This window comes from Modestobacter sp. VKM Ac-2979 (assembly GCF_026967995.1).
GTDB lineage: Bacteria > Actinomycetota > Actinomycetes > Mycobacteriales > Geodermatophilaceae > Modestobacter.
On record NZ_JAPVBO010000007.1, the window covers coordinates 156660 to 173676 of the forward strand.

At 73.5% G+C, this 17017-nt stretch carries 16 protein-coding genes; 5 read left to right on the forward strand and 11 right to left on the reverse strand.

All coding sequences use genetic code 11. The annotated features are described in order from the left end of the window. Positions 1-77: 77 nt before the first annotated feature. Entirely contained in the window at positions 78-1118 is a 1041-nt protein-coding gene (locus tag O2W15_RS20315) for a glutathione S-transferase family protein (RefSeq protein WP_269163649.1), read from the reverse strand. A 98-nt stretch (positions 1119-1216) separates the two neighbouring features. Here O2W15_RS20315 and O2W15_RS20320 point away from each other — a divergent pair, with 98 nt between their 5' ends. Continuing rightward, positions 1217-1444 (forward strand): hypothetical protein, encoded by a 228-nt coding sequence (locus O2W15_RS20320; RefSeq protein ID WP_269163650.1) that lies wholly within the window; start codon positions 1217-1219, stop codon positions 1442-1444. A 232-nt stretch (positions 1445-1676) separates the two neighbouring features. Further along, positions 1677-4331 (forward strand): ExeM/NucH family extracellular endonuclease, encoded by a 2655-nt coding sequence (locus tag O2W15_RS20325; protein WP_269180719.1) that lies wholly within the window; start codon positions 1677-1679, stop codon positions 4329-4331. A gap of 82 nt (positions 4332-4413) precedes the next feature. Here O2W15_RS20325 and O2W15_RS20330 read toward each other — a convergent pair whose 3' ends face one another. From O2W15_RS20330 to O2W15_RS20365, 8 genes are all read right to left on the reverse strand, one after another. Then, positions 4414-5271, reverse strand: a complete 858-nt coding sequence (locus tag O2W15_RS20330; RefSeq protein ID WP_269180720.1) for a formate/nitrite transporter family protein — start codon at positions 5269-5271, stop codon at positions 4414-4416. Between the two features lie 139 nt (positions 5272-5410). Continuing rightward, the gene (locus O2W15_RS20335; protein ID WP_269180721.1) at positions 5411-6001 is read right to left on the reverse strand and encodes a helix-turn-helix domain-containing protein; all 591 of its coding nucleotides are present in this window, start codon (positions 5999-6001) and stop codon (positions 5411-5413) included. 60 nt (positions 6002-6061) lie between these two features. Further along, positions 6062-6493: a hypothetical protein gene (locus tag O2W15_RS20340; RefSeq protein WP_269180722.1), complete on the reverse strand. Its 432-nt coding sequence runs from the start codon at positions 6491-6493 to the stop codon at positions 6062-6064. A 127-nt stretch (positions 6494-6620) separates the two neighbouring features. Further along, positions 6621-7244, reverse strand: coding sequence for an antibiotic biosynthesis monooxygenase (locus O2W15_RS20345; RefSeq protein ID WP_269180723.1), 624 nt, complete (start codon positions 7242-7244; stop codon positions 6621-6623). Positions 7245-7393: 149 nt separating this feature from the next. Further along, entirely contained in the window at positions 7394-9247 is a 1854-nt protein-coding gene (locus O2W15_RS20350) for a glycoside hydrolase family 15 protein (RefSeq protein ID WP_269180724.1), read from the reverse strand. Continuing rightward, positions 9244-10137, reverse strand: a complete 894-nt coding sequence (locus tag O2W15_RS20355) for a glucose 1-dehydrogenase (RefSeq protein WP_269167772.1) — start codon at positions 10135-10137, stop codon at positions 9244-9246. The genes O2W15_RS20350 and O2W15_RS20355 overlap by 4 nt, the downstream gene beginning before the upstream one ends. Before the next feature lie 41 nt (positions 10138-10178). Beyond that, the gene (locus O2W15_RS20360; RefSeq protein WP_269180725.1) at positions 10179-11720 is read right to left on the reverse strand and encodes a protein kinase domain-containing protein; all 1542 of its coding nucleotides are present in this window, start codon (positions 11718-11720) and stop codon (positions 10179-10181) included. Between the two features lie 52 nt (positions 11721-11772). Next, positions 11773-12138, reverse strand: coding sequence for a MerR family DNA-binding transcriptional regulator (locus O2W15_RS20365; protein ID WP_269180726.1), 366 nt, complete (start codon positions 12136-12138; stop codon positions 11773-11775). A gap of 63 nt (positions 12139-12201) precedes the next feature. Between O2W15_RS20365 and O2W15_RS20370 the strand changes: the two genes are divergently transcribed. Next, complete coding sequence (locus tag O2W15_RS20370) at positions 12202-12759, forward strand: NADPH-dependent FMN reductase (RefSeq protein WP_269180727.1); 558 nt, start codon at positions 12202-12204, stop codon at positions 12757-12759. Next, positions 12756-13184 (forward strand): YybH family protein, encoded by a 429-nt coding sequence (locus O2W15_RS20375; RefSeq protein ID WP_269180728.1) that lies wholly within the window; start codon positions 12756-12758, stop codon positions 13182-13184. Before O2W15_RS20370 ends, O2W15_RS20375 begins: the two co-directional genes overlap by 4 nt. A 14-nt stretch (positions 13185-13198) precedes the next feature. Here the strand turns inward: O2W15_RS20375 and O2W15_RS20380 are convergent, their stop codons facing one another. Both O2W15_RS20380 and O2W15_RS20385 read right to left on the reverse strand, forming a co-directional pair. Then, positions 13199-14809 (reverse strand): protein kinase domain-containing protein, encoded by a 1611-nt coding sequence (locus O2W15_RS20380; protein WP_269180729.1) that lies wholly within the window; start codon positions 14807-14809, stop codon positions 13199-13201. A 117-nt stretch (positions 14810-14926) separates the two neighbouring features. Next, positions 14927-15514 carry a sensor histidine kinase gene (locus tag O2W15_RS20385; protein ID WP_269180730.1) on the reverse strand — a complete coding sequence of 196 codons (588 nt, stop codon included), beginning with the start codon at positions 15512-15514 and terminating at the stop codon, positions 14927-14929. A 355-nt stretch (positions 15515-15869) separates the two neighbouring features. On the opposite strand from O2W15_RS20385, the gene O2W15_RS20390 reads away from it, so the two are divergent. Beyond that, complete coding sequence (locus O2W15_RS20390) at positions 15870-16841, forward strand: ferritin-like domain-containing protein (RefSeq protein WP_269180731.1); 972 nt, start codon at positions 15870-15872, stop codon at positions 16839-16841. Positions 16842-17017: the final 176 nt, after the last annotated feature.

Sequence of the window (17017 nt, forward strand, 5' to 3'; positions counted from 1 at the left end):
CACCTCTCCTCGGTCCGCGGGCTCCGCTGCCCGGGACGCCGTGGTCAGCCAACCAGGGCGCCCGGGCTGCGGCGCGCTCAGCGGTGGCCGATGCCGCCGGGGCCGTGCTCGGGCGGGATGACCTCGCCCTCGATCGGCGGTCCGGGCGGGGTGCCGTCGCCGAACGGGCGGCCGCCCAGCTCCTCGCGCCCGTGCGGGGTCAGCCAGACCGACGTGTCCGGGCCCATCGGGATGATCTGGGTCGGGTTGATGTCGGCGTGCACGACGTAGTAGTGCTCCTTGATCTGCGGGAAGTCGGTGGTGTCACCGAAGCCCGGGGTCTGGAACAGGTCGCGGGCGTAGCCCCACAGCGCCGACATCTCGGCCAGCTTGTTCCGGTTGGCCTTGAAGTGGCCGTGGTAGACGGCGTCGAACCGGGCCAGCGTGGTGAACAGCCGCACGTCGGCCTCGGTGATCGTCTCGCCCATCAGGAACCGACGGGTGGACAACCGCTCCTCCAGCCAGTCCATCGCCGTCCACAGCCGCTCGTAGGCCTTGTCGTAGGCGCGCTGGGAGCCGGCGAAGCCGCAGCGGTAGACGCCGTTGTTCACCTCGGTGAAGATCCGCTCGATCACCTCGTCCATCTCCGCCCGCAGGTGCTCCGGGTAGAGGTCGGGGGCGCCGTCGCGGTGGAACGCGGTCCACTCACTGGAGAAGTCCAGCGTCATCTGCTTGAAGTCGTTGGTGACCACGGCCCCGGTCGGGACGTCGACCATCGCCGGCACCGTGATGCCACGCGGGTACTCCGGGTCGCGGGCGAAGAACGCCTGCTGCAGCCGCTCGTACCCCAGCACCGGGTCGCGGCCGTCGGGGTCGAGGTCGAAGGTCCAGCTGCGTTCGTCGTGCGTGGGCCCGCAGATGCCCATGGAGATGGCCTGCTCCAGGCCGAGCAGCCGCCGGACGATCGCCGCGCGGTTGGCCCACGGGCAGGCCCGGGCGATGACCAGCCGGTACCGGCCGGCCTCCACCGGCCACCGGCTGTCGCCGTCGGCGGTGATCCGGTCGGTGATGTAGTTCTGGTCCCGCTGGTAGTCCTGGCCCTTTTCGACGTAACCGCTGCCGCTCTTGGAGGTGCTCACCCCTCCAGCCTCGCCGACCGGACGCCCCGCCGCAGCGTGTGGCGCGCGGTGCCGGGCGATCGCGGCCTCGTGGGTCCGGGCCGGGCTAGCCTCGTGGCATGGCCGCCCCCTTCCGCCCGCCCTGGTTCGGCCACCGGGGGGTGCAGCTGCTGGCCGGCGTGGCGGTGGCCTACAACCTCGTCGCGATCGTGCTGCGGCTGGTGGACGGCGACTGGGGCGAGGCCTTCCTGAGCGTCGCGTGGACCGTGGTGTTCAGCTACGTGCTGGTGGAGTCGCTGCGGTTCCGAAAGCAGCAGGACGCCGGTCAGGACACCGCCGCCGACTGACCGGCGCCCGGACGGCACCGGCCGGGCCGGGGCAGCGGGATCGTGCTCGGCGCACCGGGAGCGGGACGGCGGGATGGAGCCGGCCACGGCCACGGGGCCGAGGACTCGCCGGGGACGCCGCCCCTCGCGTTGGCGTGTCACGAAATGGTCACTTACCGTCAGCGAGTCGTCCACATCCGCCGCTCAGGCTGGGCATGGACCCACTCCGCGTCGCCCTCCGAGAGGACCGTTCGTGCCCCTCCCCCCTGGTACCATCCGCACCGCTGCGAGGCGCGCTGCCCTCGGCGCTGCCACGGCGTCCGCTGCCGTGCTCGCCGCCGTCGCCGTCCCGGCGGTCGCAGTCGCCGCGCCGCCCACCACGCCGTTCATCTCCGAGATCCACTACGACAACGCCGGCACCGACGTGGGTGAGTTCGTCGAGGTGCAGCTCCCCGCCGGCACCAGCTCCGACGGCCTGAGCGTGGTCCTCTACAACGGGGGCAACGGTGCGGTCTACGACACCGACGCCCTCCCGGCCGTGACCGCGCCCGCGGACGGCTCGGCCGTCGCGGTCGTCGACTACCCGTCCAACGGGATCCAGAACGGCGCCCCGGACGCGGTCGCCCTGGTCCGCGGCACGGAGGTGCTCGAGTTCCTCTCCTACGAGGGGACGATGACCGCCGCCGGCGGCCCGGCCACCGGCACGACCAGCACCGACATCGGTGTCGAGGAGACCGGCAGCGAGCCGGCTGGGCAGTCGCTGTCGCGCAGCTACGACGCGGCCACCGACGCGCTCGTCTGGTCCGGTCCGGCCGCGGCCAGCAAGGGCGTGGTCAACTCCGCGGCCCCCGGTCCGGTGGAGCCGCCGCCGGCCGCCGGCGAGGTGTGCGACGTCCCGGTGACCAACGAGATCGGCGAGGTGCAGGGCACCGGCGCGACCACCCCGCTGGACGGCTCGACGGTCACCGTGCGCGGCGTCGTCGTCGGCGACGTCCCCGGGCTCTCCGGCTTCTACCTGCAGGACGCCGACGGTGACGGTGACGCCGCCACCTCCGACGGCGTCTTCGTCTTCTCGGCGGTCGAGGTGGACCTCGGCGACACCGTCGCGGTGACCGGCGCCGCCGAGGAGTACTTCGAGCAGACTCAGATCCGCGGCGAGGCGAACGTGGGCATCTGCACCGACGGCACCGTCGTGGACCTGCCGACGCCGGCCCCGCTGGACCTGCCCGCCGACGACGACACCCGCGAGCGGTTCGAGGGCATGCTGGTCGCCCCGGTCGACACGCTGACCGTCAGCGAGGTCTACGCCCTCACCAGCTACGGCGAGCTGACCCTGTCCGAGGGTGGCCTGCTGGTGCAGCCGACCGAGCTGGCCCGCCCCGGCGCCGGCGCGGAGGCGATCGCGGCGGAGAACGCCCTGCGCCGCATCGTCCTCGATGACGCGCAGAGCAGCCGGGTCAGCGTCACCACCGCGCCGTACCTGTCGCCGGAGACCCCGGTGCGGGTGGGCGACGAGCTGTCCTTCACCGAGCCGCTGGTGCTCGGCTACGGGTTCGACGCCTGGCGGCTGCAGCCAGCCGACGGCACCGCGGACGGCGTCTTCGCCCTGCAGAACACCCGCCCGGCCGCGCCGGGCGAGGTGGGTGGCGACGTCCAGCTGGGTGCGTTCAACGTGCTCAACTACTTCCTCACCTTCGGTGGGGTCGGCCGGGGTGCGCCGAACCAGGCCGAGTTCGAGGAGCAGGCCGGCAAGATCGTGACGGCGATCAACGCGCTGGACGCCGACGTGGTCACCCTGATGGAGATCGAGGACACCGACTCCACCGGGCTGACCCCGGGCAACGCGGACACCGCGCTGGCCGACCTGGTGACCCGGCTCAACGCCGACGCCGGCAGTCAGAAGTGGGCCTACGTCGCCTTCCCGGAGGAGCTGTACGCGGTCGACCGGGACGTCATCCGCAACGCGATCATCTACCAGCCCGCCGTCGTCACCCCGGTCGGTGACTCGGTCGGCCTGGTCGACGAGTCGGTCTGGTCCAACGCCCGCGAGCCGATCGCCCAGACGTTCACCGCGGACGGCGACGCCTTCACCGTGGTGGCCAACCACTTCAAGTCCAAGGGAGGCACCGGCACCGGTGACAACCTCGACACCGGGCAGGGCTCGTTCAACGGCGACCGGGTGCGGCAGGCGGAGTCGCTGGCGGTCTTCGCCGAGCAGCTGGAGGCGCAAACCGGCGACCCGGACGTCGTGCTGATGGGCGACTTCAACGCCTACACCCAGGAGGACCCGATCGAGGCTCTCCGCGACGAGGGCTTCGTCAACCTGGGTGAGGAGTTCGACCCGGGCCGGTACAGCTATGTGTTCAACGCACTGTCCGGCTCGCTGGACCACGCGCTGGCCACGGCCGAGCTCACCGCCAAGGTCACCGACGTCGTGCACTGGAACATCAACTCGGTGGAGTCCTTCGCCTACCAGTACGCCGGCGACCCGGAGCTGTACGCGGCGGACCCCTACCGCTCCAGCGACCACGACCCGCTGCTGCTCGGCATCGACCTCGAGGAGACTGTCGTGGTGCCCGAGCCGCAGCTCTGCCAGGGCCTCGAGCCCACCCTCGTCGGCACCGAGGGCGACGACGTGCTGCGTGGCGGCAACGGCGTCGACGTGATCATGGGCCTGGGCGGCAACGACACCATCACCGGTGGCAACGGCGCCGACATCATCTGCGGCGGCGCCGGCGACGACGTGATCCGCGGCGGGAACGGCAGCGACGTGCTGCTGGGCGGCGCCGGAGACGACGAGCTGTACGGGGACAACGGCAGCGACACGCTGATCGGCGGCCCGGGCACCGACGTCCTCGACCAGGGGCGGGGCAAGGGCTCCGAGCAGCAGGGCGGCGCGGAGTCCTGACCGCGGGCTGATCGGTTCCTGAACCGCACAACGGCGGCGTCCCACCGAGGTGGGGCGCCGCCGTTGTCGTGTGCGGAGCGGGTCAGCCGCGTTCCGCCGGCGGGGCGGACGCCTCGGACTCCTCGGGCTCGTCCTCGGGCTCGTCCTTGAGGAACAGGTACCAGTAGGACGTGGACACGAAGACCACCGCGCCGACGAGGTTGCCGGCGCCGGCCAGCAGCCAGTTGAGCGCCGCGTCGTCCCAGCCCAGGTCCGGGACGCCGGCGAAGATCGCCGCCGGGAGGAAGAACATGTTGGCGATCACGTGGTCGAAGCCCATCGCCACGAACGCCATGATCGGGAAGAAGATCGCCAGGATCTTGCCCGAGACGGTCGTCGCCGCCAGGGACATCCAGACCGCGAGGCAGACCAGCCAGTTGCAGCCGACCGCGCGGAGGAACGTCTGCCAGGCGGTCTCGCCCAGCGCCTTGCCCTCGGAGATCGAGGCCAGCCGCTCGTAGGTGAGCCCGCCGGTACCGGTGGCGCTGGCGTCCCCGATCACCCCGGTCTGCACGGCGAGGAAGAAGGCCACGAACATGGCGCCGACCAGGTTGCCGATCAGCACCAGGGACAGGTTCTTGGCGACGTCGCCGAGGCCGATCTTGCCGCGCATGGCCCCCAGCGGGACCAGTGCCATGTTGCCGGTGGCCAGGTCGGAGCCGGCGACGAGCACGAGCACCAGGCCGAGGGTGAAGGTGGCGCCGGTGAACAGCGTCGGCAGCGTCCCCCAGGTCTCCGGGTCGAGGCCGGAGGAGACGACGATGGCGACGAGGCCGCCGAAGGCGATGTAGGCGCCGGCCAGGAAGGCGCTGACCAGCACCTTGTCCCAGGTGCGGCGGGTCTTCTTCGCCCCGGTCGCGGCGGCGACCTGGGCGATCTCCTTGGGTGCGCGAGCGGGCAAGGCGTACCTCCTGGGGAGTCGAGCGGGTCGGCCCGTGGTCTCAGGCCCGGGAGGCACCAGCCTCTCGGACGGCGCGCGGTCCCGCACGGTGAGCGGTGGACCCGCCGAGCAGTCGGGGGCGGGCGTCCGGCCTGGCCGGCTAGTCGCTGCTGCCGCGCGGCCGGGCGCGCACGTGCATGCGCTCTCCCTGTGGCCCGAACAGGGCCAGCAGCTCGACCGGGGCCGGCCCGGGGTTGGTCAGCGCGTGCGGCACATGGGTGTCGAACTCGACCACCTCGCCCGGGGTGAGCTCCAGCCGCTGGTCGCCGAGGAAGAGCACGAACCGGCCGTTGAGCACGTAGAGCCACTCGTAGCCCTCGTGCGTCTTGAGCTCCACGCCGCCGGTGGGGTGACCCGGAGGCATGATCATCTTGTAGGCCTGCAGCCCGCCGGGCCGGCGGGTGAGCGGCAGCATGGTCATGCCGTTGCGCAGCACCGGGCGCGGCTGGACCCGGGGGTCCTGTGACGGTGGCTCGTCGAGCAGCTGGTCCAGCGGCACCTGCAGGGCGCGGGTGAGCGGCAGCAGCAGCTCCAGCGTCGCCCGCCGCTGCCCGGACTCCAGCCGGGACAGCGTGCTCACCGAGATGCCGGTGGTCTCCGACAGCTGGGTCAGCGTGGTGTCCCGCTGCTGCCGCAGCGCCCGCAGTCGGGGCCCGACGGCCTGGACCACCGCATCGACGTCGTCGCTCATGCCGACCAGCTTGCCGGTACAGCAACGATGCTTGTCAAGCCGTGCCCATGTGGAAGCTGGTCACTGCCAGGCCCAGCGGGCCGGTTCGACCAGCGGGAACACCGTGCCACCGGCGGCCAGGTGCAGGCTCCAGCTGCCGTCGATCCCGCTGTTCAGGTCCTCCCGCAGCGCCTCGGCCCACTCGTCGTCGCTCGCGGTGACCAGCGACCGGCCGGGCCGGCACAGCGCCAGCGCGAGGTGGCCGTCGGCGCAGTCGCTCTGCTCGGTGACCGCGTCGTGCAAGGCCAGCAGACCGGTCAGGCTCTCGTGCCGGGGCCGGCGGGGGAGGTCGTCGACCGGCATGAGCACCGGCAGCATCAGCCCGGCGGCGTCGAACCAGGCCAGCCACAGGCTGCGCGCACCGAAGACCGGCGGCGCGAGCACGGTGTGCCAGCGCCGGGTGAGCTCGGTGGCGGAGCGGACGGGGAGCTGGGCGAGCGGCGTCGTGGTCACGGGTCGACCGTGGCAGCCCCTGGGTGCCGGCGGGCCGTCGTCCACAGGTTGCTGCGCCGCCCACAGCCGGCCGCTCCGGCCGCGCCGGGCTGGTGCCGTCGGTGGTAGGCGGCACCAGCTCAGCCGGTCAGGCCATCTCCGGTACCCGCAGGTGCGCCACGGTCAGCTCGAACTCGGCGACCTCGACGATCCGCATGCCCGTCGCGGCGGCGAAGTCCTCGCGCATCGCCGAGCCCATCTCCCGCGACTGCTCCAGCTCTGCGCGGCTGGCGTAGGTGATCGCCGTGGAGGCGCCACCGGTGTCCCGGTCGACCAGCAGGCTGACGCTGCAGAAGCCGGGCAGGTCGCTCATCCGTGGCAGCAGGCTCATCCGGAAGGCGTCGATCATGCCGATGAGCTGCGCCGGGTCGCCGTCGGTCCAGACGACCCGGGTCCAGGCGCCGTCACCGGCCGGGTGCTCCCGGTGCAGCACCGCGATGTCCCACTCGGCGACGCCCATCTCCTCGGCCCGCATCACCTCGGCGGCCTGGTCGCGGAGCTCACCGACGGCGACCGCGCTGGCCCGCATCGCCTCGTGGGTGGCCCAGGCTGCGGTGACGATGCAGCGGCCGGCGTCCCGGTCGGCGAGCATCGACATGCCCACGCAGCCGCTCATGCCGCGCAGCATGGGCCAGACGGCGTCGCGGACGTACTCGATGCCCTCGTCGACGGCCTGCGGGTCGCCGCGCACCGTGGTGGTCCTGGCGTGCATCCCCGTCCTCCTCCCTGGCCGCGCCCGGACGGCACCGCCGCGAGGTCGAGGGTCCTCGCGCACCGCGCCCGTCGAGGGGTTCGTGCACCGCGCTCGGCGCGCCCCGGCGCGTGCACACTCCCCGCACCCCGTCGCACACGCGGTGCTGCTCAGCCTGGGGAGGACGCCTCGGCGACGGTGATCGCGGCGTTGACCAGCGCCAGGTGGGACAGCGCCTGGGGGAGGTTGCCGAGCAGGTCGCCGGTCGCCGGGTCGAGCATCTCGCTCAGCAGCCCGACGTCGTTGGGGGTGCTCATGAGCTCGTCCATCAGGCCGCGCGCCTCCTCGACCCGGCCGCACAGCGCGAGCGCGGAGACCAGCCAGAACGAGCAGGCGAGGAAGACGCCCTCCTCCTCGGCGGCACCGGTGAAGCGGTACAGGTGTGGGCCGGCGCCCAGCTCGGCGCGCAGCGCGTCCAGCGTGCTGCTCATCCGCTCGCCCCGGTCGAAGCCGCTGATCGCGTGCAGCACGATCGAGGCGTCCAGCTGGTCGGTGCCCGGGTACCAGACGTAGGCGCCGCGCTCGTCGGACCAGCAGTTCTGCTCGACCCACTCCCGGATGTGCTCCGCCTCGCTGCGCCAGCGGGCGTCGTCGCCGGGGATCTGCCCGCTCTCGGCCAGCTCCACGGCCTTGGTCAGCGCCATCCAGCAGCCCAGCTTCGAGGTCGTGTAGTGCCGGTGCTCGGGCAGCTCCCACATGCCGGAGTCCTTGCTCCGCCACCGGTCGCAGGCCAGGTCGGCGACGCCGGCCAGCAGCCGGCCGGTGTGCGCGTCCAGCACGTTCCCGTGCTCGACGTACAGCGCGACGATGCTGAAGAGGTCACCGAAGACGCCCAGCTGCAGCTGCCCGGCCGCGTTGTTGCCGCTGACCACCGGGGCGGCACCGCGCCAGCCCGGCACGTCGCGGAACTCCGCCGTCGGCACCAGGCCGCCGTCCAGGGCGTAGACCACCTGCGGCTCGGGGCCGTGCTGGCGGATCGTGGACAGCAGCCAGCTGATCGCGCCGTGGGTCTCCTCGCGCAGGCCGAACCGGAACAGCGCCGTCAGCGCGTAGGCGGAGTCGCGCACCCACGCGTAGCGGTAGTCCCAGTTCTTGCCTCCGCCCGGCGACTCGGGCAGCGACGTGGTGGCGGCAGCGACCATCGACCCGCTGGCCGCGTGGACCAGCAGCTTGAGGGTCAGCGCACTGCGACGGACGGCGGTGTCCCAGGGGCCGTCCCAGTCGAAGCTGCGCATCCACGCCGCCCAGTTCTCGATCGTCCGGTCGACCCCGGCGTCGATCGCCTCGGCCGCCGGCAGGAACAACGGCTCGCTCTCCGTGGCGACCAGGCCCAGCAGGTGCCGGGAGCCGGGGGCGGTGCGGAAGACGACGTCGATCCGCCGGTCGCCGTCGTCGACGGAGTCGGCGCCCAGCGTGCGGACGGCGAGGGTCAGGTCGTCCACCCGCAGCACGGCGCCGTGCGCGGTCTGGTGCACCCACGGCGAGGCGGTGTTCAGGCAGGTGCCCGGCCGGACCGCCGCCCGCATCTCGACGTGCCCGTCGACCCCCTCGATCCGGCGGGCCAGCTCCGACCACGGCAACCGGCCGGCGACGCCGCTGTTGAGCGAGTCGGTGACCCGCACGCTGCCCGAGGCGGTGGTGAAGGTCGTGGTGAGCACGTTGGTGTGCGCCACGTACGCGCGGCGCACGGTGGACTCCTCGACCGGGCGCAGCTCCACGTACCCGCCCTGCTCGGCGTCCAGCAGCGCGCCGAACACCGGGGCGCCGTCCATCTCCGGCAGCGGTAGCCAGTCGATCCGGCCGTCCCGGGCGACGAGCGCGACGGTGCGGCCGTCACCGATCGCGGCGTAAGAGCGCAGGTCGGCGTAGCCGGCGTCGTCCCGCTCGTCGACCGGGCCGGAGCCGGCGCCGTCCGCGCCCCAGTGCAGGGCGGGACGGCGCCGGGTGTCGTGCCCGGACGTCACGGCGTCGGCATCCCACCGTTGACGTTGAGGGTCTCCCCGGAGACGTAGCCGGACTCCGGCGAGGCGAGGAAGACGTAGGCCGGGCCGAGCTCGGCCGGCTGGCCGGCGCGGCCGATCGGCGTCTCCTGCCCGAACTCCGGCAGCGCCTCGGTGGGCTGGCCGCCCGAGGCCTGCAGCGGCGTCCAGAACGGACCCGGGGCCACCACGTTGACCCGGATGCCCTTGGGGGCCAGCTGCTGGGCCAGCGCCTTGCTCATCGTGTTGATCGCGGCCTTGGTGGTGGCGTAGTCGACCAGGCCGGGGGAGGGCTGGTAGGCCTGGATGGAGCTGGTGTTGATGATCGAGGCGCCGGCGGGCAGGTGCGGCAGCGCCTCCTGGACGATCCAGAACAACGCGTAGACGTTGGTCTTGAAGGTGGCGTCGAACTGGTCGCTGGTGAGGTCGGCGAGGTCGTCGACGTAGGTCTGCTTGCCGGCGATGTTGGCGATGATGTCCAGCCCGCCGAGCTCCTCGACCGCGGTGTGCACCAGCGCGCGGGCGGCGGTCTCGTCGGAGATGTCAGCGGGGGCGAGCACGGCCTTGCGGCCGGCCTCCTCGACCAGCGCGGCGACCTGCTCGGCGTCGGTCTGCTCGCTGGCCAGGTAGTTGAGGACGACGTCGGCGCCCTCCCGCGCGAAGGCGATCGCCGCGGCGCGCCCGATGCCGGAGTCGGCGCCGGTGACCAGGGCCTTGCGCCCGGTGAGCCGGCCGGTGCCGCGGTAGCTCTGCTCACCGTGGTCGGCGCCGGGCTGCAGGTCCGTGGTCAGGCCCGGGGCGTCCTGGGACTGCTCGGGGAACCCGTCGGTGCGGTACTGGGTCGTCGGGTCGGTGAAGGTGAACTGGTCGGCCATGACATCCGGCGTGCCCCATCCGATGGGGCGTCACACACCGGTCAGTCGTCGCGATCGCGCCGGCGCTCACGCCAGCGCTCGAGGGCCTTCTCGATGTCCTCCTCGTCCAGCTCGGCGTCCTCGGTCGGCGTCGGCGTCGGCGTCGGCGTCGGGGCGGGTGCGGGCGCCGGTGCCGGAGCGGGCGGCGGCGGTGGCGGCGGAGGTGGCGGAGGGGCGACCGCATGGGTGATGGTCACCGCGGCACCGGGCAGCACCTGACCGACCGGGTCGAGCGCGATCACCGAGCCGTCGGGGACGTCGCCGGTCTGCAGTGGCCGCAGCGTCGGGACCAGACCGCGCTCGACCAGCTCGGCCTGCACCTCGGCCGCCGGCCGGCCCACGTAGTCCACCGTGGACAGCGAGACCAGCTGCACCACCGGGGTGCTCGGGGGCGTCGGTTCGACGGTCGGGGTCGGCTGGGCGGTGGCCGGGGGGTCCTCGCGGCCGGTGGCGAGCTGGAGCAGGCCGAAGGTGCTCCCCATCGCGACGAGGAAGGCGAGCAGGGTGGCGACCAGGAACGGCCAGCGACGACGGCTCTCCGGCTCGGGCTCGTCGACGTCGTCCTCGTCGACCGGGGGCAGCGTGTAGGTCTGGGTCGCCGGGAAGGGCGGCAGCGGGGTCGGGGTGCGCACGGCAGGCAGTTCCGCCGTCCGGATGGCCGGCATCACCGCCGTCCGTGGCTCGGCGTCCGCCGCACCGACGGGCCGACCGGCGAGGACGTCGTCGATGGCGGCACGGAAGGCGGCGCCGTCGGCGAAGCGCTCGGCGGGGTCCTTGGCGATGGCGCGCTCGATCAGCCGGCGCACCGGTGCCGGGACGTCGTCGGGCAGCGGTGGTGGGACCTCCCGGATCCGCCGGAGCGCGACCTCCACCGCGTCCCCGCCGTCGAAGCCGCGGTGCCCGGCCAGGCACTCGTAGCCGACCAGGCCGAGGGCGTAGACGTCGCTGGCCGGGGTGGCGCGGTTGCCGGCGGCCTGCTCGGGGGAGAGGTAGTGGGCGGTGCCGACGACCTCGCCGGTGATGGTCAGCGGCACGCTGGTGGCGGAGACCGCGACGCCGAAGTCGGTGAGCTTGACCCCGCCGTCGTCGGCGAGCAGGACGTTGCCCGGCTTCACGTCCCGGTGGACGACGTCGGCGGCGTGCGCGGCGGCCAGCCCGGCGGCGCACTGCCGGAGCACCTGCAGCGTGCGGTCCGGCGACAGCCGCGGCTCACGCCGCAGCAGCGTCGCCAGCGACTCGCCGCGGACCAGCTCCATCACCAGGTAGGCGAGGTGCTCGCCGCGGGTGCTGGCGTCGGGCAGCACCTCGCCGTAGTCGAAGAGGGTGGCGATGTGCGGGTGCACCAGGCCGGCGGAGTGCTGCGCCTCGGCCCGGAAGCGGGCGAGGAAGGTCGCGTTGGCGGTGTACTCGCTGCGCAGGACCTTGACCGCGACGTCCCGGCCGAGCACGGTGTCGCGGGCGCGCCACACCTGGCCCATGCCGCCGGAGGCGATCAGCGTCTGCAGCTCGTAGCGCCCCCCGAGGAGCTGACCGTTGGGGTGCACCGGCACATCTTCCACGTTCGGCCGCGGCGGTGTGCGACTCCTGGGGCGGGAGTCACAGGCGGCACAGGAGCTCTCCCGAACTCAGGAGCTCGAGCTGGGTCCGGAGGGCGGTGATCCGCGCCTCGGCCTCCGCCACGAGCGCGTCGTGCACCCGGCCCCAGTCGGCGGGGGTCGGGTCCGGCGGGAGCTCGGCGAGCACCGCAGCCACCTCCGCGACCGTGAGACCGATGCGTTGTGACACCCGGGCGACCTTCACCCGACAGGCGGCGTCGGGGCCGAAGCGCCGTTGGTTCCCGGACGTGCGCACGCTGCTGATCAGGCCGTGCTGCTCGTAGAAGCGGACCGCGGAGGCGGCCACCCCACTGGCCTCGGCGACCTGGCCGACGGTGAGACCGTCGGCGACCTTGACTTCAACCATTGTTGAAGTCCTAGCGTCGCCGGCATGACCAGTCAAGACAGACAGGGGCCGGAGGACCGGCCGATGACGCTGACGATCGTGGTGGCCAGCACCCGTGCGGTCCGTGGTGGGCCGGTGGTCGCGGGGTGGTTCACCGCGGTCGCCGGACGACGGGGTGACCTGCGCGTGGAGGTGCTGGACCTCGCCGAGGTGCGGCTCCCCGACGTGGGGTCGGCGGCCGGTGCGGGGGCCACGTCGGTCGTCTCCACCCGGCTGCACCAGGCGGATGCGTTCGTGGTCGTGACGCCGGAGTACAACCACAGGTACCCGGGGCCGCTGAAGAACGCCATCGACACCTTCGACGCCGAGTGGCACGCCAAGCCGGTGGGCTTCGTCAGCTACGGCGGCATCTCCGGAGGGCTCCGGGCGGTCGAGCACCTGCGTCCGGTGTTCGCCGAGGTGCACGCCACGACCATCCGGGAGACGGTCAGCTTCGCCCACTACGGCGAGCTGTTCGACGAGGCCGGCCGGCTCCGGGCGCCGGAGCGGGCGACCGCCGCGGCCGAGCGCCTGCTGGACCAACTGGTGTGGTGGGCGCGGGCGCTGCGCACCGCCCGCGACCGCGCGCCCTACGCGGCATGACCGGCGCCCCAGCCGATCGGCCCCGCGCCGCGATCGGTCCCGTCCCCGACGACGTCGCCGAGGCGGTCACCGCCGTCCTCGCCGGCATCCAGTCGGGCTTCAACGCCAAGACCCCCGGCACCTCGATGGGCGGCTTCCTCGCCGACGCGGTCTCCGTGTCCCCGGACGGACGGCAGACCAGTGGCGGACACGAGCTCACCGAGTACCACCAGCACCGGCTGACCGGACCCGCACGGCACTGGCGCATCCAGCAGGAGGTCCAGCAGCTGGCCCTGGTGGACGAGGACACGGTGGTCGCCGACGTCCACCAGCGGATGCAGACCCCGGAGGGCGACTTCACCAACCGGGGGACCGCCGTCCTGGTCCGGCGCGCAGGGGAGTGGTGGATCGCCCGGTTCCACAACACCCGCGCCACCGGGGGCTGACCACGGCGTTCGGCTCAGCCGTCGTTCCCGCCCCCGGTGCCGGTCCCGCCGCCTTCGGTGCCGGTCCCGCCGCCCCCGGTGCCGGTCCCGCCGCCCCCGGTGCCGCTCCCGCCGCCCTGGTCCGGCTCGTCCTCGTCGCCCTCGTCCGGCTCGTCCTCGTCGCCGTCGGTCGGGGTGAGCGTCGGGGCGGTGGTCGGTGCGGGTGGGGCGGTGGCGTAGGTGACCGTGACGACGGTGCCCTCGGCCAGCTCGCCGGCCGGGGTGACGGCGAGGACCTCGCCCTCGTCGGCGTCGGCCGTCTGCCGCGGGACGGCGCTGACGGACAGGCCGAGGCCGATCAGGTCGGCCTCGACGTCGCCGATCCGCCGGCCCAGGTAGTCGTCGGCGTCCACCTCGACCAGCACAGCACTGCGGGTGGTGGTCTCCTCGGTGGTGGGCGTGGTCGGGGACGTCTGCTCGGCGTTCGTCGTCGGTGTCGTGGTGGAGGTGTCCGTCCCGTCGTCGCCGAGCAGCTGGAACCCGGCGACGGCGACGGTGGCCGCGATGAGCACCGCGAGCAGCGGCAGCAGCAGTCGGCGGCGCCTGTCCTCCCGCTCCCGCTCGGGCCCCGGCCCGGCTGCGCCGGCACCGACGGCGCCCACCCCGGCAGCACCGGCACCCACCCCGGCAGCGCCCACCCAGGGGGTGGTCGCGGCCCCACCGACGGCCGGCATGACCCGCGTGCTCGGCGACTGTGCCGACATCCCGGCCGCGGGGAGCACCGTCGTCCGGTCGGTCTGCGGCAGGGGGCGCCCGGCGCGGACGTCGTCGATCGCGGTGCCGAAGGCGGCGCCGTCCGGGAAGCGCTGGGCCGGGTCCTTGACCATCGCGGCCGCGATGAGCTGGCGCACCGGGGCCGGGACGTCGTCCGGCAGGGGTGCGGCGGTGTCCCGGATCTGCATCAGCGCGACCTGGACCGAGCTCTCCGCGTCGAAGGCGTGGTGGCCGGCCAGGCACTCGTAGCCGACGACGCCGAGGGCGTAGACGTCGCTGGCCGCGGTGGCCCGGTCGCCCTGGGCCTGCTCGGGGGAGAGGTAGTGCGGGGTGCCGATGACCTGGCCGGTCTGGGTGAGCGGCACGCTGGAGCCGGAGACGGCGACCCCGAAGTCGGTGATCTTGACGGTGCCGTCGTCGCCGATCAGCACGTTGCCGGGCTTGACGTCGCGGTGGACGACGCCGGTGGCGTGCGCGGCGGCCAGGCCGGCGGCGCTCTGCCGCAGCACGTCGAGGGTGCGCTCGGGGCTCAGCCGGCCCTCGCGGCGCAGCAGCGCCGACAGCGACTCACCGCGCACCAGCTCCATCACCAGGTAGGCGAGGTGCTCGTCGCGCGGGCCGGCGGGTGGGATCTCGCCGTAGTCGAACAGGGTGGCGATGTTCGGGTGCACCAGGCGGGCGGCGAGCTGTGCCTCGGCTCGGAAGCGGGCCAGGAACGTCGGGTCGCCGGTGAACTCGCTGCGCAGCACCTTCACCGCGACGTCCCGCTCGAGCAACGTGTCGCGGGCCTGCCAGACCTGCCCCATGCCGCCGGTGGCGATCAGCGAGTTGAGCTCGTAGCGCCCGCCCAGGAGCTGACCGTCCGGGTGCATGTGGCTCCTCCCTGGTGCGCTGCCCGGGGCGTCCGGACGCCCCATCCCACCAAGTCGGGCATGCGGTGGCGACCCCGGGCCCCCGATCAGGGGAGCCGGAGGCGCGGCCGCGGTGCCTCAGGCGGCGGGGGTCAGTGGTCCGGCCAGTTCGGCGGCCAGCTCGGTGAAGACCCGGCAGGTGACCTCCAGCTCGCGGCGCAGCGCGCCGATCACCGGGCCGGGAGTCGGCAGCTGCCCGGTGCGGGCGGCCTCCTCCAGGGTGGCGCAGAGCGCGGCCAGCGGGCCGGCGCCGAGGGTGGCCGCGCTGCCCCGCAGCTTGTGGGCGGTCTCCTCGACGGCGACGGCGTCCCCGGCGCGCAGCGCATCCTCGACGGACGCCAGCCCGTCGGGCGCCAAGCCGACGAAGGTGCCGAGCAGCTCGGCCTGCAGCCGGCGCTCGGCCTCGTCGCCGAGGTCCCAGATGTCCTCGACGTGGTCGCGGACGGCCTCTCCGCGGGCGGCGGCGGTGTCCTCCAGGGCGGTGTCGATGGCCGCGGTCAGGGCGGTCATCGACACCGGCTTGGCGAGGTAGGCGGCGTTCAGTGCGGCGCCGGCGGCCACGTCACCGGGCAGGGCCCGGCCGCTGAGGAAGATCAGCGGCAGGTCGGCCCACACCGGGTCGCGCCGCAGGGCGGAGGCGAGGGACAGCCCACTGCCGCCGGGCATGAACATGAGAGCGGCATTCAGCCGCGGGTACCGCACCGGCGTCGAGGGAGTTCACCCCATGGGGGTCCGTCCCCGGTGGGGCCATGATCGCGCTCCTGCCCCCAGGAGGTGTGAGGCGGGGGCGGTGTGCACCAGTGCGGCGATCTCCCGCTCGACTTCCCGGCTGCCCGAGCTCAGGGGAGGCGGCACGTCGGTCGGGGGCCGGCTGGCGCACCCGATCGGGACGACGGTCCGGGGGCGTGCTGCAGCCGGGAAGGAGCTGTGGCCATGCCAGCCGCGCGGACGTGATGCAGACCACTGCTAGCAACATGCTTGCAAGAGTTAGCAGAGGGGCTTTTCGGGGCATGGTGAAGACATGGCCGACAACAAGAAGATCGTCAACCAGCTCCGCGCCCTCGTGCTCCTCACCAAGACCGAGGAGCAGGTCGCGCGTACTCGGATCTCGCAGGCCCGGACCGACGCCGTCCGCCGCGAGCTCACGCAGAACGCCGACAACGCAGCGGCCCGCACCATCGAGATCACCGAGGCCCTCCGCTCCCTCGGCGGTGTCCCGGACGTCGTGACCCCGGCCCTCGGCCGGCTCTCCGCGACACTGAAGGCCACCTTCGAGCAGGCGGCTCCCATCGAGGAGGCGCTCCTGACCGACCTGTCGCTCGAGCACCAGCTGCTCGACCGTGCCACCTACGTCAAGGTCCTGGCCGAGCAGGCCAAGGAGACCCAGGTGCGCCGGCTGGCCGAGAAGCTCATCGGCGCCCACCAGGCGACGGTCGAGTGGCTGACCGTCGTCCTCGCCGAGGAGGCCCTCGGTGGCCCCGCGGCGCTCGTCGCGACCCCGGTCCAGAAGGTCGCCGGCGGTGTGGCCCGCGCGGTCAACGCCCCGGTCCGCTTCTGGACCTACACGGTCAACAACGCCGTCGACACCGTCCGGGACGCCGGTGAGGAGACCTCCGACCGGTTCTCCGCCGTGACCGACCGGGCGCAGCACCTCACCGACGCCGTCCGCGAGACGCTCACCGTCGGCCGCCGCGCCTCGCTGCGTCGCGCCGAGGAGATCGCCCGCCGCGAGGGCGACAAGGACGCCGCCGAGGCCGCCAAGTCCGCCCGCGAGGAGCTCGGCGACGTCTCCGCCGACGAGCTGCCGATCAAGGACTACGACCAGCTCTCCGTGAACGACGCCGTGAAGGCCATCAAGGGGCTCGAGGAGCCGCACGACATCCGCGTGGTCATCCGCTACGAGGAGGCCCACAAGAGCCGTTCGAGCCTGGTCAGCGCCGCGCAGACCCAGCTCGCCTCGCTCGCCAAGGAGGCCGTGGGCGTCGACGCCTGATCCCGCAGGACCATCGGAGGGTCCACACCCCGCTCGCCGGGGTGTGGACCTTCTCTGCGTCGCCGTGCCCGTTCCGTGGGGCCGCGCCCGGTCACGGGCTCGCGGCAGGCGCGACAACGGTGAGCCTGCTGCCCGCCGCAGGTGATGTGCGTCCCTGGCGGGTTCCCGGCCAGATA

What these genes read in the sequence shown, in the direction of transcription:
- O2W15_RS20375 (WP_269180728.1), top strand. Translation starts at nt 12,756, where the DNA reads ATGACCGGCGCCCCAGCCGATCGGCCCCGCGCCGCGATCGGTCCCGTC.
- O2W15_RS20365 (WP_269180726.1), bottom strand. Translation starts at nt 12,138, where the DNA reads ATGGTTGAAGTCAAGGTCGCCGACGGTCTCACCGTCGGCCAGGTCGCC.
- O2W15_RS20390 (WP_269180731.1), top strand. Translation starts at nt 15,870, where the DNA reads ATGGCCGACAACAAGAAGATCGTCAACCAGCTCCGCGCCCTCGTGCTC.
- O2W15_RS20355 (WP_269167772.1), bottom strand. Translation starts at nt 10,137, where the DNA reads ATGGCCGACCAGTTCACCTTCACCGACCCGACGACCCAGTACCGCACC.
- O2W15_RS20385 (WP_269180730.1), bottom strand. Translation starts at nt 15,514, where the DNA reads ATGCCCGGCGGCAGTGGGCTGTCCCTCGCCTCCGCCCTGCGGCGCGAC.
- O2W15_RS20370 (WP_269180727.1), top strand. Translation starts at nt 12,202, where the DNA reads ATGACGCTGACGATCGTGGTGGCCAGCACCCGTGCGGTCCGTGGTGGG.
- O2W15_RS20335 (WP_269180721.1), bottom strand. Translation starts at nt 6,001, where the DNA reads ATGAGCGACGACGTCGATGCGGTGGTCCAGGCCGTCGGGCCCCGACTG.
- O2W15_RS20345 (WP_269180723.1), bottom strand. Translation starts at nt 7,244, where the DNA reads ATGCACGCCAGGACCACCACGGTGCGCGGCGACCCGCAGGCCGTCGAC.
- O2W15_RS20380 (WP_269180729.1), bottom strand. Translation starts at nt 14,809, where the DNA reads ATGCACCCGGACGGTCAGCTCCTGGGCGGGCGCTACGAGCTCAACTCG.
- O2W15_RS20320 (WP_269163650.1), top strand. Translation starts at nt 1,217, where the DNA reads ATGGCCGCCCCCTTCCGCCCGCCCTGGTTCGGCCACCGGGGGGTGCAG.